Below are 20,801 nucleotides of genomic sequence, written 5' to 3' on the forward strand. Positions count from 1 at the left end.
CAACGCCAACAAAGGGCAGGCTGGCGGGCCCGAACGCGGGCCATCGCGCACGGCACGGTCCGCGGGGTATGATCGGACAACAGTGTTCCCACTTGACCTCCAACCGTGCGAGGAGATCCGCATGACCGACCCAGCAGGCTCCGTACCCCCGTTCCCGGGCTTCCCCGGTTTCCCGCCCGCCGAAATGCTCGACCGCATGTGGGGGATGATGCGCCTCACGCCGTTCGGCAGCGCGTTTCCGGGCAGCGAGCCGGGCATGGCGCAGGGCTTCGGGCCGTCGCTGTCGATGATGTCCGACATGATGGCCCCGCTCACCAATATCGACGAACTGGACAAGCGCATCACCGATCTGCGCGCCGTCGAGCAATGGCTCAAGCTGAACCTGAGCATGCTGCAGTCGTCGATCCAGGCGCTCGAAGTGCAGCGCGCCACGCTTTCGACGCTGCGCGCGTTCGGTGCGTTCGCGCAGTCGCAGATGTCGTCGCCGTCGTCCTCGTCGGAGAGCGCATCGTCGCACGCGTCGGCGAGCACTTCGGCGAACGCCGGCGCGAAGGCCGCGTCCGAGCCGCCGCCCGCGGCCGAGGCGGCCGGAACGGACGGCGCACCGCCGCCGGGCTTCGACGCCTCCGGGTGGTGGAACATGCTCCAGTCGCAATTCAATCAGCTTGCGCAGTTCGCCATGACGCAGCCCGCGGCTGCGGCCGAGGCTGCTCAGGCGGCCGCTACTGCAGCCGCTACGGCAGCGGCCACGGCAGCGACGCAGGCGGGCGCGGACGCCGACGCGAAGCCCGCGGCGAAGCGCAGCGCGGGCAAGACGTCCGCGCCGCGCGGCACGAAGAAGGCGCCGGCGCGGCCCGAGTGAGGCGCGCGGCGCACGGGTTGAACCTGCGCGAGAGCGCACACGGGGAGCGTCGGCATCATGCGGCTTGCGCTCGTGATGATGGGCGGAGGCGCACGCGCGGCCTACCAGGCCGGCGCGCTGCGCGCCCTTGCCGAGCTTGCGCAGGAAGCTTCGCCCGAGCGCCGCGAGATGCCGTTCACGGTCATCTGCGGCACCTCGGCCGGGGCGATCAACGCGACGTCGATTGCGAGTCACGCTGACCATTTCGCGCAGGGCGCGGCGCGCCTCGTCGACGTCTGGTCGAACATCTCCGCCGATCAGGTCTATCGCACGGACTGGCCGGGCGTCGCCGCAGCGGGCGCGCGCTGGCTCGCGGCGCTCGCGTTCGGCTGGGCCACCTTCGGCTTCGCGGCGCGCCGCATGCCGCGCACGCTGCTCGACAACGGGCCGCTCGAACACCTGCTCGCGCGCACGATGAACTTTCACCGCATCGAACAGATGCTCGACGAGCGGCGTCTGCACGCGCTCGCCGTCACGGCAATCAGTTATTCGTCGGGGCGGCATCTGACCTTTTATCAGGCCAGCGAGCCGATCAGCGCCTGGCGCCGCGCCCAGCGCACGGCGCGCATGGTGGCGCTCACGCCCGCGCATCTGCTCGCGTCGGCATCGATTCCGTATGTGTTTCCCGCCGTGCGCCTCGAACTCGACGGCCGCCACGAATATTTCGGCGACGGCTCGATTCGCCAGATCGCGCCGCTCAGTCCCGCCATTCACTTCGGCGCGCGGCGCATCGTCGTGATCGGCGCCGGCGCGCCGTCGCCCGAGGTGCCCGCCGCGCGCCCCGACATCGACGTCTATCCGTCGCTCGCGCAGATCGGCCAGCAGGTGCTCGCGAGCGTGTTCCTCGATTCGCTCGGCGCCGACATCGAGCGCCTCGAGCACATCAACCGCGTGGTGCTGCAACTGCCGCACACGGTCGAACCCGAGAGCGCCTGGCATCACGTCGACGTCCTGACCATCGCGCCGCGCAAGCGCATCGAGCTGATCGCCGCGCGGCATCTGCTGGAGTTGCCCGCGTCGGTGCGCATGCTGCTGGGCGCCGTGGGCGGCAATCGCGCTTCGGGGGCCGCATTCGCGAGCTATCTCCTGTTCGAGCGGGCGTTTACCTGCGAACTGATTGAACTTGGCTATCGGGACACGCTCGCTCAGCGCGAGGTGCTGTTGACCTGGCTCAAGCCTCCTGCGGGTGGCGAACCGGCCCGCCCGGAGGCCGCGCGCCGGGTCTGAAAGGTCCGCATGCTATGCTGATGTAAGGTTTTTCGGCTGTTTTGGACGTTGTTTGGCGCGTTTTTACCCCGTTTTTGCCCACATCGTGCCCACTTCGAAATGGAAGTTGCGTGTGTTCTGAACACGACAGGTGGCAGTGGTGCGACAATATGTCGCATGGCGTTTACGGTGACGGCTGGTCGGGTGTCAAACGAGGGTGTCACGCAAGGGCGTCAAGCAAGCCCGGCGACGTGGGCATGCCCGGCGGATGCACCGGCAGCGGGGTTCCAGGAAGGGCATCTGCGTCTGGGTTCGACGCGCAAGCTCGGCAGAGTACCTTTCATCTGTGCATTACGGATCGCCTGATCCGTAGGCGCGAGACTGCTGCAGGGCGCGTCTGGACGGCTGATTACCGCGTAAAATCGAAAGCTTTCGCCTGCGCGCCGGGTTGTTCGGCCCAGCGCGCGGCACGCTACGAAATCGTCATGCGCACGTTATGCGCAGATCAGGGGCGGGACTATGAACACGATGCTTTATCCGGAACTTTACAAATCGCTCGAATCGGTCCGTTGGGACATGGAGAAGGACATTCCCTGGGACAAATTCGACGCATCGCTCCTCACCGACGAGCAGGCCCAAACCATCAAGATGAATGCCATCACGGAATGGTCGGCGCTGCCGGCCACCGAGATGTTCCTGCGCGACAACCATGACGACAGCGACTTTTCCGCGTTCATGAGCGTGTGGTTCTTCGAGGAGCAAAAGCATGCGCTCGTGCTGATGGAGTACCTGCGCCGCTTCAAGCCGGAACTGGCGCCGACCGAAGAAGAGCTGCACGCGGTGCGCTTCGTGTTCGATCCGGCGCCGCCGCTCGAAACGCTGATGCTGCACTTCTGCGGCGAAATCCGCCTGAACCACTGGTATCGCCGCGCGGCCGAATGGCACACGGAGCCGGTCATCAAGGCCATCTACGAAACCATCTCGCGCGACGAAGCGCGCCACGGCGGCGCCTACCTGCGCTATATGAAGAAGGCGCTCACGAACTTCGGCGACGCCGCACGCGCGGCGTTCGCGAAGATCGGCGTGCTGATGGCGTCGGCGCGCCGCACCGACAAGCCGCTGCACCCGACCAACCTGCACGTGAACCAGTCGCTCTTCCCGCGCGATACGGTGCAGTCGCGTCTGCCCGATCCGGAATGGCTCGAGCGCTGGCTCGACGAGCAGATCCGCTTCGACGACGGCTGGGAAAAGAAGGTCGTCGAGCGTATCCTGCACAACCTGTCGATCCTGTTCGAGCGCACGTTCACCACGGCGCAGGAACTGAACCGCTATCGCAAGGAAGTGACGTTGCGCCTGCAGGCCGAGCAAGGCACGGGGCAACAACCCGCCTGACGCCTGAGCATGCGCCGCCGCCCGGCCTTGCGCGGCACGGCGCGAATTCACGACGGCCCGGCACGTTAGCGCGCCGGGCCGTTTCCGTTGGTCATTCTCGTTGGCCTTTCTTTATCGAGTTCTCTTCGATGTCCGCATCCTTCGAACGCAAGATCACGACGCGCGAGGCGCTCGCGCAACTGCGCCCGACGCTCGACGCGCCGGTGGTTTTCACCAACGGCGTCTTCGACATCCTTCATCGCGGCCACGTGACCTATCTCGCCGACGCGAAGGCGCTGGGCGCGACGCTGATTGTCGGCGTGAATAGCGATGCGTCGGTGCGCATGCTCGGCAAGGGCGACGATCGTCCGATCAACACGGAAAACGATCGCATGGCGCTGCTCGCGGCGCTGGAGAGCGTGGACTGGGTCGTGTGTTTCGGCGAGCGCACGCCGGTCGAATTGATCGGGGCGCTGCGTCCCGACGTGCTCGTGAAGGGCGGCGACTACAATATGGACGCGCTACCCGAATCGGCGCTCGTACGCGGCTGGGGCGGAACGGCGCTCGCGATTCCGTTCGAGCACGATCGCTCGACGACGAAGCTGCTCAAGAAGGTGCGCGCGCAGCAAGACTGAGCGCCGCTCCCAAAGGGCAGGCGCACCGCGTGCGCCGACTGCGCTCATTGCGCCGCTCACTGCACCAGTGAAGAAGCCGCCACGGGCGGTTCCGCAATGGGGCCGCCCACCAGCGGCACGTCGAGCGATTCGGAAGCCAGGATCGGCCGCACGGTGAGCCGTTCGGGATGGATCTGGCGGTTCAGCGGATGGCTCACGCGCATGCCCGAAGCAGGCGTCGGGCCGAATACGCCGGAAATGGCCGCGAACGCGGCGAGGTTGGCAAGAATCAGGATGGCGATCAGCCAGCGCAGCATCGTGTGAGGCTCCGTCGATATCGTTAATCTGCGCGCCGCGCGGATTGCGCGCGGCGCTCGTGTTCCGTTGCTTGTTCCTTCGCTCGTTGCCTTCGTCGCCCGGCGCTCAGGATTGCGCCGCGATCAGCGCGAGGCCCGCGAGCACAAGCGCATCGTGACGAGTATGCGGCACCTTGAGCGCCGCTGTCACAACGGCGGCTGCGCCGCCGCTCACCACCAGCCGCACCGGGGCATGCCACGCATGCTCCAGATCCGCCCACGCACGCTCGATCAGCGCCGCCTGCGCGAGCGCACAGCCCGCCGCGATCGAGCGCTTCGTATCGGTGGCGAACGGCAGGGCGTGGTGCGCGTCTTCGGCTCCGCCACCGCTGTTACCGCTGCTCTCACCGCTGTTGTTACCGCCCATCGGCCCGCCCGCGGCGCGCGCATCGAGCGCATTGAGCACGGGCAACTGCGCCGTGTGCTCGCCGAGCGAGCGCATCATCAGCGACCAGCCCGGCGCGATCAGTCCGCCGACGAACGTGCCGTCCGCACGCAATGCCTCCAGCGTCGTGGCGGTGCCGAGCGTCGCGATCAGGAGCGCCTCGTCTGGAAACGCGGCGCGTGCGCCGATCATGCCGGCCCAGCGGTCGCTGCCGAGCGCATCGGGCGTCGTGTAGCCATTGGTCACGCCGCATTGCTGCGCGTACGCGCGAATCACCGTGCGCGGCAGGCCCGGCCACTGTGCCTCGATGAGCGCATCGAGCCGCTGCGCGACGGCATCGCCCGCAACATTCGAGATCCATGCGCTGGCGGGTGCAGGCAGATTCGACCAGCCCGGAAGCGGCTGCGCGCCGTCCCGCAGGCTGTCGTGGCTCGCCGCGCCCGCATGCGCGAGCGCGCCCGCAGCATCGGCGACAGCCCACTTGATCCGGCTATTGCCCGCGTCGATGAGCAAATACGGTGGCGAATGCGGCGGCTGATTCGGCGAACGATTCGGCAAACGACCCGGCGCGCGCTTCATGCGCCGCCGTCCGCGATCCGCAGCGAGATATCGCCGGTCGTGACGGTTTCGCGGCCCTGCGCGGTATCGACGAGCAACTGGCCGCGCTCGTCCACGCCAATCGCCACGCCGCGCATCAGTTCCTTGCCCTGCTCGAACAGCACCACCTCGCGGCCCGCATACGCGTGGCACGCGTTCCAGCGCGCCTGAAACGCCGCGAAGCCCGACTGGCCGAAGCGTTGCAGCGCGGATTCGAGGGCGTTGAGTTCGGCGGCGAGCGTGTCGGTCAGGTTCGCGTTCGGCCACACGCGCGAGAGCGCCGTGGGCGTCGTGCCCGGCACGGGCGGCGCGTCGGCGCCTGCGTTCAGCGCGTGGACTTTCGCCGCGAGATTGTCGGCGCCGCGCACGTTCGTGCCGATGCCGATCACGACCGCCGTCGCGCTCGGCGTGTTCCATGCGGTCTCGACAAGGATGCCGACCAGCTTGTCGCCTTCGAGCAGCACGTCGTTTGGCCACTTGAGCGCGATCTGGCCGGGCGCGGCGACCGGCAGCGTGCGCAGGCCGTCGACCAGTGCCGAGCCGATCGCGAGACTCAGGCCCGCGAGGCCGTCGATCGGACGCGGCACCACACAGGCGAGCGAGAACAGCAGCGCGTCGCCGGGCTGCGCGACCCAACTGCGTCCGCGCCGGCCACGGCCTGCGGTCTGCAGGTAGGCGACGCGCACGATCGGCCGCGCGAGGGCGTTGCGCCGCTGCGGCAGCGCCTTCAGGCGTGTCATCAGATCGGCGTTGGTCGAGCCGGTTTCCTCGACGATCTCGATGGGCCAGTCGTGGGCCGCCGGGCCGAACAGCCTGACCGCGCGCTCGCGGTCGATGCGCCAGTCGTCGGCGGGCGGGGTAGCGGGGGAAGGAGGCTTCGCGTTCATGAGCGGTATTGTAGTAGGTGGCGCCGCCGCGGAACCGTTACCGCCGGACGGCGAGCATGTAGAGAGAGAGCACCCCGGGAAAGCCCCTCGGGCCTGTGCGCCACGACCGCCGAAAGGGGGCGCGTTCGCTACAATGATTGTTCACCTTCTCCCGTCATTTCGACGACCTTGACTCAAGAGACACCGCCCGGCCTCGACATCGCGGCCGGTGCCCACGGAAAGATCGTTCGCCTCTCCGGCCAGTGGACCGCGCTCGCCCTTGCGCGCGATCGCGAACTGGGCGGCGCCGCGGTGCGGCTGCACGCGCTCGCCAAAGAGCACGTCGGCCAATGGGATCTCTCGCGCGTCGATCGCATGGACCACGTCGGCGGCCAGGCGCTCTGGCGCGTCTGGGGGCACAAGCTGCCGCCCGACCTCGTCACGCTCACCGACACCCAGCGCGACATCTTCAACCGGATCGCGCTGCTCGACTCGGTGCGCGAACCGGTCGAGAAGGTGATCCGCGTCGATCCGGTCACGCAGTTCGGCCTCGGGATCTTCTCGTTCCTCGATCACCTCTACGGCGGCATCGGCATGCTCGGGCGCGTGGTCCTCGACCTGCTGCGCGTATTGCGCCGGCCAAAGATCATGCCGTGGATCGAGATCTCCGCGAACGTCTACAACGCCGGTGCGCGGGCGCTGCCGATCACGGCGCTCGTCGCGTTCCTGATCGGCATCGTGCTGTCGTATCTGTCCGCGCAGCAGTTGCGGCTCTTCGGCGCGAACCAGTACATCGTCAACATCCTCGGCCTCTCCGTGATCCGCGAACTCGGGCCGGTGCTGGCCGCGATTCTCGTGGCGGGGCGCTCGGGCTCGGCCATCACCGCGCAGATCGGCGTGATGCGCGTGACCGAGGAACTCGACGCTATGCGCGTCATGGGCATCTCGCACGGGCTGCGCCTGATTTTGCCGCGCGTCGTGGCGCTCGGCGTCGCGATGCCGCTGCTCGTCATCTGGACCGACATCGTCGCGCTCCTCGGCGGCGCGCTCTCGGCGAGCCTCGTGCTCGGCATCGACATGTCGTATTTCGCGCGGTCGCTGCCGAGCGTCGTGCCGATGGCGAACCTGTGGATCGGCCTCGGTAAGGGCGTGGCGTTCGGCATGCTCATCGCGCTCGTCGGCTGCCACTTCGGCTTTCGCATCAAGGCGAATTCGCAAAGCCTCGGCGAGGGCACGACCACTTCGGTCGTCACGTCGATCACGATCGTCATCCTCGCCGATGCCGTCTTCGCCATCCTGTTCCAGAACGTGGGGCTCTCATGAGCACGCCGCTCAAGGAGGCCGTGCGCGATCTGCCGCTGCCCGCCATCGGCGAGCCGGTGATCGAGGTGCACAACCTCACCAAGCGCTACGGCCGCAACATCGTGCACCAGCATCTGAATCTGGATATCCGGCGCGGCGAGATCGTGACGATCGTCGGCGGCTCGGGCGCGGGCAAGACGACGCTCGTGCGGCAGATCCTCGGGCTCGAAAAGCCGAGTTCGGGCTCGATCCGCATGTTCGGCGAGGACCTCGCGACGGTCGGCGCCGAAGACATGCGCCTCATGCGCACGCGCACGGGCATGCTGTTCCAGCACGGCGCGCTCTTTTCTTCGCTGACGGTGTTCGACAACATCGCCCAGCCGGTGCGCGAGCTGGGCAAGGTGCCCGCCGACCTGCTGCGCGACATCGTGATGCTCAAGCTGGAGATGGTGGGGCTGCCGTGCAAGCATGCGTCGAAGATGCCGGCGGCGCTTTCGGGCGGCATGGTCAAGCGCGTGGGCCTCGCGCGCGCGATCGTGCTCGAACCCGAGCTGCTGTTTCTCGACGAACCGACGGCGGGGCTCGACCCGCGCTCGTCGGACGAAGTGGTGGATCTGATCAGCACGCTGCACCGCGCGCTCGGGCTCACGGTCGTGCTGGTCACGCACGACCTCGATGCGATGGTCGCGCTCTCCACGCGCGTGGCGGTGCTCGCCGAGCGGCGCGTGCTGATTGCGGCGCCGGTGGAAGAAGTGGCGGGCGTGGACGATCCGTTCGTTCGCGAATATTTTCTGGGCATGCGTGGACGGCGCGCGTTGCAGGCGCTGCCGCCCGAGCGCCGCGCGAAGCTGCCGCGCGCCGCGCTCGCGCCGGCGTTCGGCTCGATGGGAGGCGGTCCATGCTGACGCAGTGTGTGGTTGAGTACGCAATACGTAGCGCGGTCTGGCTGGCTGCAGCCGCCAACGAAGGAATCTGACGATGGAAAACAAACCGCATGCGTTCTGGGCCGGGTTGTTCACGATCGGCCTGCTGGTCGTGATCGCACTGGTGGTGTTCTTCTTCAGCGCCGACCGCGTCGTGCGCGTGCCGTACGACCTGATTTCGCACTCGAACGTGACGGGCCTCTCCCCGGACGCGGCCGTGCGCTATCGCGGTCTCGACGTCGGCAAGGTGCGCTCGATCAGCTTCGATCCGCACAAGCCGGGGCAGATCGTGATCCGCATCCTCGTCGACCAGAAGGCGCCGATCACGCGCTCGACGTTCGGCACGCTCGCGCTGCAGGGCGTGACGGGCATTGCGTTCGTGCAACTCGACGACACGGGGCAGGACCTGTCGCCGCTGCGTTCCTCCGAGGCGCACGTTGCGCAACTGCCGTTGCACCCGGGCCTGCTCGATCAGTTGCAACGGCGCGGCGAGGCGCTCCTGCGCAAGCTCGACAGCGTCGCCGACGACCTCGACGCACTGCTGTCCGAGCCGAATCGTCAGCAGATGATGGCGGCCGTCACGAGCCTGCACCAGGCCGCCGACAGCGCGAACACACTCGCGAAGCAGCTCGAGCCGACGACGCAACGCCTGCCCGCGACGGTCGCCGATCTGCAGCGCACGCTACAGTCGACGAATCAGCTGATCCAGAACGTGAACCGCCCGGACGGCCCGTTCCAGACGAACCTGAACAAGGCCGGCACGGCGGCGGAGCGGGCGGGCACGGCGCTGCAGTCGATGAACGCGTCGATCGAGGATCTGTCCGCGCGCCTCGGCTACGACACGCTGCCGCGCGTGAATTCGCTGACCGACGACGTGCGCTCGGCGATGCGCTCGGTGGACCGCGCGGCGGGCACGTTCAGCACGAGTCCGACCAGCCTGCTGTTCGGCGGCGCGCCGCTGCCCACGCCGGGGCCGGGCGAGCCGGGCTTCGCGTGGCCCGCCGCTGCGGGTGGAAAGTGATGTGGAAAGCGACGCAACACGAGGCATAACACGAGGCGCAGCCGTATGACCTCCGATGCACGAAGCGCGTCCCCGCACGACCCAGAAGGAATTGCAATGTCACGTTCGATTTTCTCTTGCCGCACCGCCCTGACGGCGCTCGTGGCGCTCGCAGCCGCCGCGCTCGTCGCGGCCTGCGCGGGCCGTCCGTTCGCGCTCAACGAGACCCGCTACGATCTCGGTCCGGTGTCCATGACCCCGGCGGCGGGCGCACTGCCGCCGCTCAAGGTGCTCGAAGTGAGCGCGCCGCCGCCGCTCGACAACGACGGCATCCTCTATCGCCTGAGCACCGATGCGCAGCGCACGGGGCGCTACGCGCACAGCCGCTGGACGATGTCGCCCGCGCGTCTGCTCACGATGCGCCTGCGCACCTCGCTCGGCGCGCATGCGACGGTGCTCTCGGGCGCCGATGCCGTGCAGGCGCCGATGCTCAAGGTCGAACTCGACCAGTTCGAGCAGGTGTTCGCGAGCGCGACCGAAAGCTTCGGCGTGCTCACCGCGCGCGCGACGCTGATTCAGGGCGGCAAGGTGATCGCGCAGCGCGCGTTCGTCGCACGCGTGCCGGCCAGTTCGCCCGATGCCGCTGGCGGCGTGCGTGCGCTCGCGGCGGCGAGCGACGATTTCGTGGGCCAGGTCGGCGCGTGGCTGGGCACCCAGCAACTGGCCGATACGCCGTGACGTCGCCGCGCGCGAGCGGCCCGGGCGCGCGCAGGAGCGATTCCGCCACGCTCGCTATAATCGTCGGCATCCGCTACGCCGCACGCCACCGCGCGCGAGATCCGGTCACCTCATGCCACATCGGGCCACATCGGGCCACGCGGACGTGCGTCACGCCCCGCGCGGCCCGCGCCGCGTTCTCCTCGCTGTTCCACACTACGCCACGCTACCCCACGCCATGACCGATTCGTTCTACAAGTACCACGTCTTTTTCTGCCTGAACCAGCGCGAGCCCGGCGCCGAGCGCCCGTGCTGCGCGAACTGCGGCGCCCAGTCGATGCAGGAATACGCGAAAAAGCGCGTGAAGGAACTGGGCCTGGCCGGCCCGGGGAAGGTGCGCATCAACAAGGCGGGCTGCCTCGACCGCTGCGAAGAGGGCCCGACGATCGTCGTGTACCCGGAGGGCACGTGGTACACCTACGTCGACGAAACCGACATCGAGGAAATCGTCGTTTCGCATCTGCAGAACGGCCAGGTAGTCGAGCGCCTGAAGATCGACCGCTGAGGACTGCCGCACGATGAATGCACAGACTCAAAAGTTCACCATCGGCGGACCGGCTGGATCAATCGAATGCGCGCTCGACCGCCCCGATGCGGGCACGCCGGTGCGCGGCATCGCGCTCGTGGCGCACCCGCATCCGCTCTTCGGCGGCACGATGGACAACAAGGTCGCGCAGACGCTCACACGCACGCTCGTGCAGCTCGGCTACACGACGTACCGCTCGAATTTTCGCGGCGTAGGCGCCAGTGCAGGCACGCACGACAACGGCATCGGCGAGCAGGACGACCTGCTCGAACTCATCGCGTACATGCGCGCGCAACCGGGCCAGGCCGACGTGCCGCTCGTGCTCGCAGGCTTCTCGTTCGGCACCTTCGTGCTGTCGCACGTCGCGAAGCGCTACGTCGAAGCGGGCGGCGCGATCGAGCGCATGGTGTTCGTCGGCACGGCGGCGAGCCGCTGGGAAGTCGCGCCGGTGCCCGACACCACGCTCGTCGTGCACGGCGAACTCGACGACACCGTGCCGATCCTTTCCGTCTTCGAATGGGCGCGCCCGCAGGAACTGCCCGTGGTCGTGATTCCGGGGGCGGAACATTTCCTGCACCGCAAGCTTCACATCCTCAAGCGCATCATCGTCGACGCCTGGCGCTAGCTGCTGCACGCCGTCCTCAATCGTCCCTGTTTTTTCCTGGCGGCCCGCGCGCTCGCGCGGGTTTGCCGCGGTCTGGTTTCGCACAAAAATGCCGCAATGCCGCGCGTATAATGGCCGTTCTTTTTGTGGATGTCTCGGCCCGCGGTTCGCCGCGCTCGGGCGCCGTCCGACCCGCTTGTGCGCACTCTGCGCCGCGCGCGAACCTTCTTGCTGCGCAGCCGGTCCAACGCTCGCCTTTTTGCGCCGGCTTCGCGGGTTCGCGCATCCGCTCACCGGCACTCCCAGCCTGTGCGCCGCATGGCGTGCAACGTTCATCCAGCCCGATACGAACCTATGCGTTTTCTCTCCTCCGGCCAATCGTCTTCCTCCGCTTTCGTTTCTCCTTCGCTCGTTCGTAACGTCACGCTCGTCGCCCTGTTGCCGGCGTCGCTGCTTGCGTCGGCCAGCGCCTTCGCGCAGGTGCCGCCGCCCGCGGTGAACGCGCGCTCGTGGGTGCTCGTCGACGCCACGGCGAACCAGGTCCTCGCTTCGGGCAACCCCGACGAGCGCGCCGAACCGGCGTCGCTCACCAAGCTGATGACCGCCTACCTCGTGTTCGAGGCGCTGCAGTCGAAGAAGATCTCGATGGACCAGGTCGTCATGCCGAGCGAAGGCGTGCGCCGCGTGAAAACCGACGAATCGCGCATGTTCATCGAGCCTAACAAGCCGGTCTCCGTGCACGACCTCGTGTACGGCATGATCATCCAGTCGGGCAACGACGCGGCCATCGCGCTCGCCGAACTGGTCGGCGGCTCCGAGCCGAACTTCGTGAACATGATGAACGCCGAGGCGAAGAGGCTCGGCATGGCGCACACGCACTTCGCCGACGTGAACGGCATGCCCGATCCGCAGCACTACACGACGGCGGGCGACCTCGCGACGCTCTCGACGCACCTGATCCGCGACTATCCCGAGTACTACGGCATCTTCTCGGTCAAGGAATTCAAGTACAACAACATCAAGCAGCCGAACCGCAACCGCCTGCTGTGGATCGATCCGACCGTCGACGGTCTGAAGACCGGCCACACCCAGGCCGCGGGCTACTGCCTGATCGCGTCGGCGAAGCGCCCGCTCGCCGACGGCGGCGCGCGCCGTCTCGTCTCGGTGATGATGGGCGAGAACAAGGAGCACGACCGCGTCGAGGACAGCATGAAGATGCTGAACTACGGCTATTCCGCCTACGACAGCACGCGTATCTATAAGGCGAACCAGGCGATCGCGACGCCGCGCGTGTTCAAGGGCCAGGCGGATTCGGTTTCGGTCGGCGTGAAGAAGGACGAGTACGTGACGCTGCCGAAGGGCGCCGTCAGCAACGCGAAGCCGCAGCTCGAACTCACGAGCCCGCTGATCGCGCCGATCGCGGACGGCCAGCAGGTCGGCACGGCGAAGTTCGTCGGCGCCGACGGCAAGGTGCTCGCGCAGGTTCCGGTGGTCGCGCTCCATACGGTGCCGCAGGCCGGTGTCGTGGGCCGCGTGTGGGATTCGCTGATGCTCATGGTCAGCAAGAAGTAAGCGCAGGGTAATGAGTGCTCACTCGCTGACGCTCGACGGCCGCGCCGTGGGCGACGGCAAGCCGGGGCCGGTTTATGCGGCGCTCTATGTGGCGAACTACGCGGCGTACCGGCGCGCGAAGGCGCGGGCGGCCACCGAGGCGCTCGCGCAGCGCAATCAGACTATCGCGGCTGCATCGCTGCAAGGAGTGGAACAATGAACGAGGCGCAGAACGCCAATCCGAAAGAATCGCTGATCGAGTTTCCGTGCGACTTCCCGATCAAGGTGATGGGCAAGACGCACCCGGAGTTCGCGCAGACCATCGCCATGGTGATCCGCACGTTCGACAACGGCTTCGACGCAACCGCAACCGAAACGCGTCCGTCGAGCGGCGGCAATTACACCGGCCTCACGGTGACGGTGCGCGTGACGAGCCAGACGCATCTGGACGATATCTATCGCGCGCTCACGGGGCATCCGATGGTGAAAATCGTGCTGTAACCGCGCCGCGTGCAGTTGAACAGCGCTGTTGAAACAAGGGCCGCTTCGTGCGGCCCTTGTTGCGTTTACAGCCTGTCCACTGCGTTCACGGCATCTCGCCGGAGCGCTCGCGCCACGCAGCGGCGGCGGCCGTCATCAGCGGACCGGCTTCGCACGCATCCTCATAGAGCCGCCGAAAGCGCGCCACTTCATCGAAGACCCAGTCGCGGAACGCCTGCACGCGTTCGGTCTGCATGCGCTGCGGCGTGCAGATGAAGTAGTAGCGCCACGGGCTCGGGCCGTCGATGTCCTTGAAGAGCCGCACGAGGCGCCCGAGCGTGATCTCGTGCATCGCGAGCGAGCGCCGCACGAGCGCGACGCCCTGGCCGTCCATCGCGGCTTGCAGCAGGTTCGACGAATCCTGGTAGAGCACGCCGCGTTTGGGCTCCGGCACATCGGCGAGGCCCGCCGCGTCGAACCAGGGCCGCCAGAGTTCGTCGTCCGAGCGCAGCAGCGGCAGGTCGGCCAGCTCGTGCGGATCGGAGGGCAGCTTGCCGCCGCGGAAATGGGGCGAGCAGGCCGGAAAGTAGATCTCGTCGAGCAGTAGCTCCGCGTGCAGGCCCGGATAGTGGCCGTAGCCGAAGCGGATCGCCACGTCGACGTCGTCGCGCGCGAAATCGGTGAGCTGGTTCGTCGATTGCAGTTCGACGTCCCACTGCGGATGCGCCTCGATAAAGCGGCCGATACGCGGCGTCACCCAGCGCGCGGCGAACGACGAGAGCATCGACACCACGAGGCGCCGCTCGCGGTCGCCCGCGCGGATCTCCTGAGTGGCGCGGGCGAGCTGCGAGAGTGCGTCGTGCACCTGGGCGGCGTAGCGGCGGCCGGTTTCTGTGAGGCGCACGCGCTTGCCGTCGCGCGTGAAGAGGGCGACGCCGAGTTCGGCTTCGAGTGCGCGAATCTGATGGCTGACCGCGCCGTGCGTGACGAAGAGTTCGTCGGCGGCGCGCGAAAAGCTTTCGTGACGGGCGGCGGCCTCGAACGCCTTCAGGGCGTTCAGCGCCGGGAGCTGGCGGAGATCCATCGTAGTTTTTCTCACATAGCCGTGAAAATTGATCGTTTTGGCCAAGCCCTTGATGTGCCTACGATTGTAGCCATTAACGCAGCACTGTCGGAGGCGGAAATGAGAGAGATTTCTTCGGATATCACGTTTGAGGTGCCCACGGGACAGGTCGCGTCGGTGCGCGTGGCGCGCAGCACGCGGATCACGGTGCGCTGCGGCGCGGTCTGGCTCACGCGCAGCGACGACACGGCCGACTACTGGCTCGAACCGGGCCACACGGTGCGGCTGCGGCGCGGCGAGCGCCTGTGGATCGGCGCGGAAGGCGGCCGGCCCGCGTGGGTGGCGTTCGCGTCGCCCGCGAACGTGCGCGAGCAGATGGTCGACGCGGTGACGCGCGCCGCGGCCCGCTTCGGCCTGCACGCGGGCGACGGCTGGCGCACGATCTGAGGTCTTGCGGCTGGGCGGCGCGCGGTGGGCAACGCCGCGCGCCCGCCGGGTTCGCCGCCTAATCGTTCTTCAGCGTTCCGGCGACGTCACCTCACCGGCCCTATTTTGAAGTCGGGCGCGGGCGCGCCGATTTCGGTAAACTCCCGAAACCATGTGCGCCACCCCGGTTTCATCTCTGCCGATTCAATCCGACTCCGATATGCCGGAGCCGGTCTCCCCAGCGAATCCCGCACCCGTCGCGTCTGTCGCCTCCATCGTGGCCATCGCGCCGATCGTGCTGCGCTGGCGCGGCGTCGAGCCGTATCAGACGAGCTTCGACGCCATGCGCGAGTTCACCGCCGCCCGCACCGAAGAGACGCCCGACGAAATCTGGCTCGTCGAGCATCCTCCGGTTTTCACGCTGGGCCAGGCGGGCAAGCCCGAGCATCTCCTTGTCGCCGATAGTGGTATCCCGCTCGTCCAGATCGACCGTGGCGGCCAGATCACGTATCACGGCCCGGGCCAGGTGGTCGCCTATCTGCTGCTCGATCTTCGCCGCCGCAGGCTGATGGTGCGCGAGCTGGTCACCCTCATCGAGGAGTCCGTCATCCAAACCCTGGCGGCGTATAATCTCGCCGGTGTTCGCAAGGCTGGCGCGCCCGGAATATACGTACCGGAAGGCGTGCCGGGCACGAGCGCCGCGCACGTCGGCGCGAAGGTCGCCGCGCTTGGCCTCAAGATCCGCAACGGCTGCAGCTATCACGGCGTGAGCCTGAACGTGTCGATGGACCTGAGCCCGTTCCTTGCGATCAATCCGTGTGGTTACGCGGGCCTCGAAACCGTCGATATGGCAACGCTCGGCGTCGCCGCGAGCTGGCGCGACGTGGCCGCAACGCTCGCCGCGCGGCTCGAAGCGAATTTCGGCGGGCATGCGCTCACGCATCTCGCTCCCACTCTTTCGGTGGCCGAAGCGGCTGCCCCAGACCCGGCAGCCGAAGCGGCCGCTGTGGACCCGGCCGCGCAGGCGGCCTCAGGCGGACAACCGCCGCAATCGCAGGCCGGCGACCCACCCGCGGCCTGAATGGATCGACAGAATGACTGACGCAACGCCCACCTCCGGCGCGAACCCCGCAGACAAACCTGCTACCGACGCCGCTCCGTACGACGCCACCGTGAAACAGAAGGCGCAGGCCAAGACCGCGCGCATTCCGATCAAGGTCATCCCCATCGAGAAGCTCAAGAAGCCCGAGTGGATCCGCGTGAGGGCGGCCACCGGCAACTCGCGCTTCTACGAGATCAAGAACATTCTGCGCGAGCACAACCTGAACACGGTGTGCGAAGAGGCGAGCTGCCCGAACATCGGCGAATGCTTCGGCCACGGCACGGCGACGTTCATGATCATGGGCGACAAGTGCACGCGCCGCTGCCCGTTCTGCGACGTCGGCCACGGCCGTCCCGATCCGCTCGACCAGGAAGAACCGGGCAAGCTCGCGCGCGCGATTGCCGCGCTCAAGCTCAAGTACGTCGTGATCACGAGCGTCGACCGCGACGACCTGCGTGACGGCGGCGCCGGCCATTTCGTCGAATGTATCCGCCAGGTGCGCGAGCATTCGCCGCTCACGCGCATCGAAATCCTCACGCCGGACTTCCGTGGCCGTCTGGAGCGTGCGCTCGAAGTCCTGAACACCGCGCCGCCCGACGTGATGAACCACAACCTCGAAACGGTGCCGCGCCTCTACAAGGAAGCGCGCCCGGGTGCGGATTACGCCCACTCGCTCAAGCTCCTGAAGGACTTCAAGGCGCAGCATCCCAACGTCGCGACGAAATCGGGCCTGATGGTGGGTCTCGGCGAAACCACCGAAGAACTGCTTCAGGTGATGCGCGACCTGCGCGCGCACGACGTCGAAATGCTGACGATCGGCCAGTATCTGCAGCCTTCGGAGCACCACCTGCCGGTGCGCGCGTATGTGCATCCCGACACGTTCAAGATGTTCGAGGAAGAGGCGTACAAGATGGGCTTCACGCACGCCGCCGTTGGCGCGATGGTGCGTTCGAGCTATCACGCCGATCTGCAGGCGAAGGGCGCAGGCGTCGTTGTGGACGTTCAGAAGTAAACGGGAAAAATTAGTAATAAGTGGGAAAAATCAGTTCGTGCTGGTTGTTCTCCGCCGCGGCTTGGGCCGGGAGCCGGACGTAAATGCCGGGTTCCGGTCAATCATCGGAAAAGCGTAGTTCCTTACGCATTGGGGCTTTTCCATCGGGACCCGAATATTGGCGGATCGATTGGTTCGGCCAGATTGCATTCCCGAATCGGATGGTGCGGCGTAGCCAGCCATCCGTTCTCGTTCACCTGTCCAGACTTTTCGACGCTACTGTTTTGGACGACCACGCTCTCCTTTTGAGTGCCCGTTCCACTTTGCCGGTGGAGAGGCAGGTCAAACGCTGGGTATCGGTTGGCACGATGGTGACCCTTGGCGTAGGGGACATCTGGTCCGGGCAAGCTCTTGTTGCATCACCCGTCTACGAATCCGAGACGTTTCTACAGTTGCTGATCGACGATGCGACGACGTCGATGGTCAAGGCAGGCGGGCCCCACGAAGATGGTAGCTATTTGCTGCCGTTCGGATCGCATCCATGGCACGCGGCAAATACACGATCGAACTGCGTCAGGGTTGCACTGCCGGATGGTCGGGCGATCATCATTCCATGCATGGAATTGATCCGTTTTTATTTCGGGTCGTCCAGTGCTCTACTGGCCAGGCTATTTACTCCACCGCTGACAAAAGACGTTTTGTTCACCGATTGTCGGTTGACGGTGTCGCGAGTAATGAAGCTCGTGCTGGCCGCAGGTATTCCACACGCGAGCGCATCGGATGTCGCGAGGATGGCAGGTGATCCGATCGCCTGGCGTGCTGCCGCTTGGGTTGGTACGTCGTGTCTGAGAGACTCAACTGTAGGCGAGGCCATCTATCCTCAGATGGGGTTTCCGTTTTGGGGCGTGACCGATTTGTCCGCGACAGGAAAATGGCTTCCCGGTCCTGGTGGCAATCGGCAGACGTTCCTTGTGTACCAGTTGCGCTCATGCTCGCATCCGTTCCCATTCAGGGTGCTGAACTATCAGTTGCATGCCGAGACGAAGCGAAAATCGGCGGGTGCCAATCAAAATCCAGCCGCTGCGGTAGAATCGTTGGAAGGACATCGCTCCAGATCACACAAGCCGAGTGAGCAAACGCTAGTCGAGCATGACCCTTCTCGCGTGCTGTCGAGTCACGAGCACAAGTTAGCTCAACGACGGTTATTTACTGATCTTCAGGGAAAAAGCATTTGGCGCAGCTGCGATTTACCTCTAGCTGTCCAGGCCAAGATGCGTACGATGTCTGCGGCGGTAGATGGTGTCGCCGTCGGCGAGCAGGTTTCGTCGGCAGCCGTACGCGCTGTTTCGCTAGTCGAAGCTTCAGCATCGTCGTACAAGGAGCCTCCAGATTTTCTAGCGTCAATCGTACGTGCATTAAAGTCATTGTCTGACGTCGCGACGATCGTGCAGACAGCGAGCGATGACGACGGGTGGACAGTGCCGATGGACGTGATGGTCGATTCCGATGGAGTAATCGAAGAAAAATGGTTCATCAACGATAGAACTCGATGCCGCGTTCGTCGAATGGCAGTGTTCAAAGTAAGTCGACATGAGATATCAGGGCATCTCGTAATTCTTGATGCGATACCGCCTATCATGTTGGCCTATCCGGGAAGTCATTTTATTGATGATCGGTATGTGCTGGATCAGGTTTACGAAGCTTTTGAATATTTTTCTTCCGGCACAAGCTATGGTGAGGTGAATTACACCGACCTTGGTGAGCTTGTTGCGCGCGAGGTTTATCTGTTGCTGGGATGCGACGATTAGCGTCGAGAACTTTGTCCTAATGTAGTTTTCTGTGCCTCACGCGTTCGGCCGCATTTAAAGAGTGTCCGGAGGGCGCAGCGATAATTCTGACATTTGAGAAAGAGGCAGAGCGGGAAGAGCGCATTAATTGCTCGAGTTATGTCTAAAGGATTTTTTGGATAGCAGCCGAATTCGGGGAGATACCCTACTAAGGGCTTAATGCTATCTCACGTTTTTAGGAGTCGCAGTGCCCAACAAAAAGATACCTACCGCGTCCAAGAAGCAGTCGGTTAAGAAATCTCGTGCGCCACAATCTGGCAAAGCAAGTCAAGCGCCAAAAATCAAAGATATCTTTGAGGGAGCGGGATTCAAGCACGTTTCGGCTGACGGGGTGCACTTCACGGTAGGAGGGCGAACAGGCGAACTTGACCACATCTTTGTGTGGGAAAACGTTGTACTGTTGTGCGAAGAAACTGCAGGTAAAGACGCGACCAAACATTGCACCAACAAGATATATCTGCATGGGAAAATCGCTGCGAATTGGTCGACAGGTTTCTTTCCCGAGTATTGCAAGAAAAACCCGGGACTTTTGGAGGCGCTTGGGCCAAAGTACCAAATTCAAGATTTGGAAGTGCGGCACATTTACTACTCCGAGGACGTTGATGTTATCGACTCGGTGGGTGACCCTTCGCCGATGCTCATTTTGAGTAGGGCGCAGGCGCGATACTTTGCATCCTTGGTCGAAACCATTTTCCGCTCAGCAAAGTTCGAGTTGCTGAAATTTCTTGGCGTTGCACTGCATCAAGTGGGAGACGCCAGAGTTTCGGGTCGCGCGGTCGCATCCGATAGTTTCCCTGCGTTTGCCCTCCCTGCAGCCCATACGAGCTATCCAGCGGGATTTGCCGTTGCGTCGTTTTATGCCGATCCGATGGCTCTTATTCAGAGAGCTTATGTAATGCGGCGAGACGGTTGGGAAGACCCTGATCTTTCGTACCAGCGCTTCGTTAGGGCAGAGAAGCTGTCGGAGATGCGGGAGTACTTGGGTAATAACGGCAAGGTATTCATCAACAACCTCATCGTAACGCTTCCAGCGACAGCGTTGCTGTTGGAGGATGGTGGCAAGCCGATAGATCCAGATGCGATGCGTCATAAGACGAACGTAAAACTTAGCCTTCCACTTGAACTCGGCACTGTTGGGATCGTTGACGGACAGCATCGCATCTTGTCGTATTACGAAGGAAATGATGGGCTGGATCAGAAAATCAGCGGCTTGCGGCAGCGCCAAAATCTTTTGGTAACCGGAATTATCTTCCCATCAAGCTATACGCCGGAAATGCGAGTGAAGTTTGAGGCGGAAATATTTTTGGGAATTAATAACAATCAAAGCTCGGTACACACGCAGCTACGGCAGGACCTTGAGACGATTATCAATCCGGAGACGCCATTGGCGATCGCACGCGCGATTGTGACTCGATTATCGAAGGAAGGGGCACTAGCGGGTTTGTTGCAGATGTCGCAGTTCGATCCTTCAGACAAGATTGCCTCTGGGTCTCTTGGGCCGTATGTGGTTATGCCGCTAATGCGAAAAAACAGTGCTTTTTACAAAACGTGGGACCGTGATGGGGCACGAGACCTGAACGATGCCGGTGACCGTAGCGCTTACATCGATTATTGCGTCCAAGAGCTCAAGCGGTTGTTGGCTGGTGCGAGTGAAAATCTTAAGGGGAAGTGGCGGTCTGTTCCGAACGGCGGGGTGTTGTCGACCACAACCGTCGGCGGCCTACTGTTATTACTGGGGCGGCTGCTAAAAGGCGGCGCGACGCTATCGCAAATCGACTACGTGACGAAGCTGAAAAACATACGAAATGTCGATTTCAGCGCATACACGGGCAGTAGCTGGGGAAAACTGTCGAATAAGCTCCACGATGTAATTTGAGCAGCACTTGCCATTAAGCCGCTATGCGGCGACTGGG

At 64.8% G+C, this 20,801-nt stretch carries 22 protein-coding genes; 18 read left to right on the plus strand and 4 right to left on the minus strand.

From position 1 onward, the window contains the following. Positions 1–121 precede the first annotated feature (121 nt). The 4 genes from ACFPTO_RS11565 (at position 122) to rfaE2 (ending at position 4,113) form a co-directional block, all read left to right on the plus strand. Positions 122–862, plus strand: coding sequence for a PhaM family polyhydroxyalkanoate granule multifunctional regulatory protein (locus ACFPTO_RS11565; RefSeq protein WP_377711490.1), 741 nt, complete (start codon positions 122–124; stop codon positions 860–862). A 57-nt stretch (positions 863–919) separates the two neighbouring features. Beyond that, a complete protein-coding gene (locus ACFPTO_RS11570) occupies positions 920–2,128 on the plus strand; it encodes a patatin-like phospholipase family protein (RefSeq protein ID WP_377711491.1) in 1,209 nt (402 codons plus the stop codon). 498 nt (positions 2,129–2,626) lie between these two features. After that, positions 2,627–3,499, plus strand: a complete 873-nt coding sequence (locus ACFPTO_RS11575) for a ferritin family protein (RefSeq protein WP_377711492.1) — start codon at positions 2,627–2,629, stop codon at positions 3,497–3,499. 128 nt (positions 3,500–3,627) lie between these two features. After that, positions 3,628–4,113, plus strand: coding sequence for a D-glycero-beta-D-manno-heptose 1-phosphate adenylyltransferase (gene rfaE2, locus ACFPTO_RS11580; protein WP_377711493.1), 486 nt, complete (start codon positions 3,628–3,630; stop codon positions 4,111–4,113). A gap of 56 nt (positions 4,114–4,169) precedes the next feature. On the opposite strand, the gene ACFPTO_RS11585 is transcribed toward rfaE2, so the two are convergent. From ACFPTO_RS11585 to ACFPTO_RS11595, 3 genes are all read right to left on the minus strand, one after another. Continuing rightward, positions 4,170–4,409 (minus strand): hypothetical protein, encoded by a 240-nt coding sequence (locus ACFPTO_RS11585; RefSeq protein WP_377711494.1) that lies wholly within the window; start codon positions 4,407–4,409, stop codon positions 4,170–4,172. 106 nt (positions 4,410–4,515) lie between these two features. Beyond that, entirely contained in the window at positions 4,516–5,412 is an 897-nt protein-coding gene (locus tag ACFPTO_RS11590; protein ID WP_377711495.1) for a type III pantothenate kinase, read from the minus strand. Next, positions 5,409–6,317, minus strand: a complete 909-nt coding sequence (locus ACFPTO_RS11595) for a biotin--[acetyl-CoA-carboxylase] ligase (protein WP_377711496.1) — start codon at positions 6,315–6,317, stop codon at positions 5,409–5,411. The genes ACFPTO_RS11590 and ACFPTO_RS11595 overlap by 4 nt, the downstream gene beginning before the upstream one ends. A gap of 168 nt (positions 6,318–6,485) precedes the next feature. Between ACFPTO_RS11595 and ACFPTO_RS11600 the strand changes: the two genes are divergently transcribed. The 9 genes from ACFPTO_RS11600 (at position 6,486) to ACFPTO_RS11640 (ending at position 13,480) form a co-directional block, all read left to right on the plus strand. After that, positions 6,486–7,619, plus strand: a complete 1,134-nt coding sequence (locus ACFPTO_RS11600; RefSeq protein WP_377711497.1) for an MlaE family ABC transporter permease — start codon at positions 6,486–6,488, stop codon at positions 7,617–7,619. Then, on the plus strand, positions 7,616–8,503 hold the full coding sequence (locus ACFPTO_RS11605; RefSeq protein WP_377711498.1) for an ABC transporter ATP-binding protein: 888 nt from the start codon (positions 7,616–7,618) through the stop codon (positions 8,501–8,503). Before ACFPTO_RS11600 ends, ACFPTO_RS11605 begins: the two co-directional genes overlap by 4 nt. A 73-nt stretch (positions 8,504–8,576) precedes the next feature. After that, on the plus strand, positions 8,577–9,542 hold the full coding sequence (locus ACFPTO_RS11610; RefSeq protein ID WP_377711499.1) for an MlaD family protein: 966 nt from the start codon (positions 8,577–8,579) through the stop codon (positions 9,540–9,542). Positions 9,543–9,638: 96 nt separating this feature from the next. Next, positions 9,639–10,259 (plus strand): ABC-type transport auxiliary lipoprotein family protein, encoded by a 621-nt coding sequence (locus tag ACFPTO_RS11615; RefSeq protein ID WP_377711500.1) that lies wholly within the window; start codon positions 9,639–9,641, stop codon positions 10,257–10,259. 217 nt (positions 10,260–10,476) lie between these two features. Then, on the plus strand, positions 10,477–10,803 hold the full coding sequence (locus tag ACFPTO_RS11620) for a (2Fe-2S) ferredoxin domain-containing protein (protein WP_296649750.1): 327 nt from the start codon (positions 10,477–10,479) through the stop codon (positions 10,801–10,803). A gap of 13 nt (positions 10,804–10,816) precedes the next feature. Then, positions 10,817–11,449, plus strand: coding sequence for an alpha/beta hydrolase (locus ACFPTO_RS11625; protein ID WP_377711501.1), 633 nt, complete (start codon positions 10,817–10,819; stop codon positions 11,447–11,449). Between the two features lie 333 nt (positions 11,450–11,782). Next, the gene (locus ACFPTO_RS11630) at positions 11,783–13,000 is read left to right on the plus strand and encodes a D-alanyl-D-alanine carboxypeptidase family protein (RefSeq protein WP_377711502.1); all 1,218 of its coding nucleotides are present in this window, start codon (positions 11,783–11,785) and stop codon (positions 12,998–13,000) included. A 10-nt stretch (positions 13,001–13,010) separates the two neighbouring features. Beyond that, complete coding sequence (locus tag ACFPTO_RS11635) at positions 13,011–13,199, plus strand: hypothetical protein (protein WP_377711503.1); 189 nt, start codon at positions 13,011–13,013, stop codon at positions 13,197–13,199. Continuing rightward, on the plus strand, positions 13,196–13,480 hold the full coding sequence (locus tag ACFPTO_RS11640; protein ID WP_377711504.1) for an HP0495 family protein: 285 nt from the start codon (positions 13,196–13,198) through the stop codon (positions 13,478–13,480). Before ACFPTO_RS11635 ends, ACFPTO_RS11640 begins: the two co-directional genes overlap by 4 nt. Positions 13,481–13,565: 85 nt before the next feature. On the opposite strand, the gene ACFPTO_RS11645 is transcribed toward ACFPTO_RS11640, so the two are convergent. Beyond that, positions 13,566–14,543 (minus strand): transcriptional regulator GcvA, encoded by a 978-nt coding sequence (locus tag ACFPTO_RS11645; RefSeq protein ID WP_377711505.1) that lies wholly within the window; start codon positions 14,541–14,543, stop codon positions 13,566–13,568. 99 nt (positions 14,544–14,642) lie between these two features. Between ACFPTO_RS11645 and ACFPTO_RS11650 the strand changes: the two genes are divergently transcribed. The 5 genes from ACFPTO_RS11650 to ACFPTO_RS11670 all read left to right on the plus strand — a co-directional run bounded on the left by ACFPTO_RS11650 (position 14,643) and on the right by ACFPTO_RS11670 (position 20,764). After that, positions 14,643–14,969, plus strand: a complete 327-nt coding sequence (locus ACFPTO_RS11650; RefSeq protein ID WP_377711506.1) for a DUF2917 domain-containing protein — start codon at positions 14,643–14,645, stop codon at positions 14,967–14,969. A gap of 199 nt (positions 14,970–15,168) precedes the next feature. Beyond that, positions 15,169–16,029 carry a lipoyl(octanoyl) transferase LipB gene (gene lipB / locus ACFPTO_RS11655; RefSeq protein WP_377711507.1) on the plus strand — a complete coding sequence of 287 codons (861 nt, stop codon included), beginning with the start codon at positions 15,169–15,171 and terminating at the stop codon, positions 16,027–16,029. 13 nt (positions 16,030–16,042) lie between these two features. Then, positions 16,043–17,062 (plus strand): lipoyl synthase, encoded by a 1,020-nt coding sequence (gene lipA / locus ACFPTO_RS11660; protein WP_377711508.1) that lies wholly within the window; start codon positions 16,043–16,045, stop codon positions 17,060–17,062. Positions 17,063–17,145: 83 nt separating this feature from the next. After that, complete coding sequence (locus ACFPTO_RS11665; protein ID WP_377711509.1) at positions 17,146–18,849, plus strand: hypothetical protein; 1,704 nt, start codon at positions 17,146–17,148, stop codon at positions 18,847–18,849. 226 nt (positions 18,850–19,075) lie between these two features. Continuing rightward, complete coding sequence (locus tag ACFPTO_RS11670) at positions 19,076–20,764, plus strand: ParB N-terminal domain-containing protein (protein WP_377711510.1); 1,689 nt, start codon at positions 19,076–19,078, stop codon at positions 20,762–20,764. Positions 20,765–20,801 lie beyond the last annotated feature (37 nt).

The organism is Paraburkholderia denitrificans, assembly GCF_042655705.1.
In the GTDB taxonomy this organism is placed as follows: domain Bacteria; phylum Pseudomonadota; class Gammaproteobacteria; order Burkholderiales; family Burkholderiaceae; genus Paraburkholderia; species Paraburkholderia denitrificans.

Coding starts and splice junctions, on each gene's coding strand:
- ACFPTO_RS11565 (WP_377711490.1), top strand. CDS start 122: ATGACCGACCCAGCAGGCTCCGTACCCCCGTTCCCGGGCTTCCCCGGT.
- ACFPTO_RS11570 (WP_377711491.1), top strand. CDS start 920: ATGCGGCTTGCGCTCGTGATGATGGGCGGAGGCGCACGCGCGGCCTAC.
- ACFPTO_RS11575 (WP_377711492.1), top strand. CDS start 2,627: ATGAACACGATGCTTTATCCGGAACTTTACAAATCGCTCGAATCGGTC.
- rfaE2 (WP_377711493.1), top strand. CDS start 3,628: ATGTCCGCATCCTTCGAACGCAAGATCACGACGCGCGAGGCGCTCGCG.
- ACFPTO_RS11585 (WP_377711494.1), bottom strand. CDS start 4,409: ATGCTGCGCTGGCTGATCGCCATCCTGATTCTTGCCAACCTCGCCGCG.
- ACFPTO_RS11590 (WP_377711495.1), bottom strand. CDS start 5,412: ATGAAGCGCGCGCCGGGTCGTTTGCCGAATCGTTCGCCGAATCAGCCG.
- ACFPTO_RS11595 (WP_377711496.1), bottom strand. CDS start 6,317: ATGAACGCGAAGCCTCCTTCCCCCGCTACCCCGCCCGCCGACGACTGG.
- ACFPTO_RS11605 (WP_377711498.1), top strand. CDS start 7,616: ATGAGCACGCCGCTCAAGGAGGCCGTGCGCGATCTGCCGCTGCCCGCC.
- ACFPTO_RS11610 (WP_377711499.1), top strand. CDS start 8,577: ATGGAAAACAAACCGCATGCGTTCTGGGCCGGGTTGTTCACGATCGGC.
- ACFPTO_RS11615 (WP_377711500.1), top strand. CDS start 9,639: ATGTCACGTTCGATTTTCTCTTGCCGCACCGCCCTGACGGCGCTCGTG.
- ACFPTO_RS11620 (WP_296649750.1), top strand. CDS start 10,477: ATGACCGATTCGTTCTACAAGTACCACGTCTTTTTCTGCCTGAACCAG.
- ACFPTO_RS11625 (WP_377711501.1), top strand. CDS start 10,817: ATGAATGCACAGACTCAAAAGTTCACCATCGGCGGACCGGCTGGATCA.
- ACFPTO_RS11630 (WP_377711502.1), top strand. CDS start 11,783: ATGCGTTTTCTCTCCTCCGGCCAATCGTCTTCCTCCGCTTTCGTTTCT.
- ACFPTO_RS11635 (WP_377711503.1), top strand. CDS start 13,011: ATGAGTGCTCACTCGCTGACGCTCGACGGCCGCGCCGTGGGCGACGGC.
- ACFPTO_RS11640 (WP_377711504.1), top strand. CDS start 13,196: ATGAACGAGGCGCAGAACGCCAATCCGAAAGAATCGCTGATCGAGTTT.
- ACFPTO_RS11645 (WP_377711505.1), bottom strand. CDS start 14,543: ATGGATCTCCGCCAGCTCCCGGCGCTGAACGCCCTGAAGGCGTTCGAG.
- ACFPTO_RS11650 (WP_377711506.1), top strand. CDS start 14,643: ATGAGAGAGATTTCTTCGGATATCACGTTTGAGGTGCCCACGGGACAG.
- lipB (WP_377711507.1), top strand. CDS start 15,169: ATGCCGGAGCCGGTCTCCCCAGCGAATCCCGCACCCGTCGCGTCTGTC.
- lipA (WP_377711508.1), top strand. CDS start 16,043: ATGACTGACGCAACGCCCACCTCCGGCGCGAACCCCGCAGACAAACCT.
- ACFPTO_RS11665 (WP_377711509.1), top strand. CDS start 17,146: ATGCCGGGTTCCGGTCAATCATCGGAAAAGCGTAGTTCCTTACGCATT.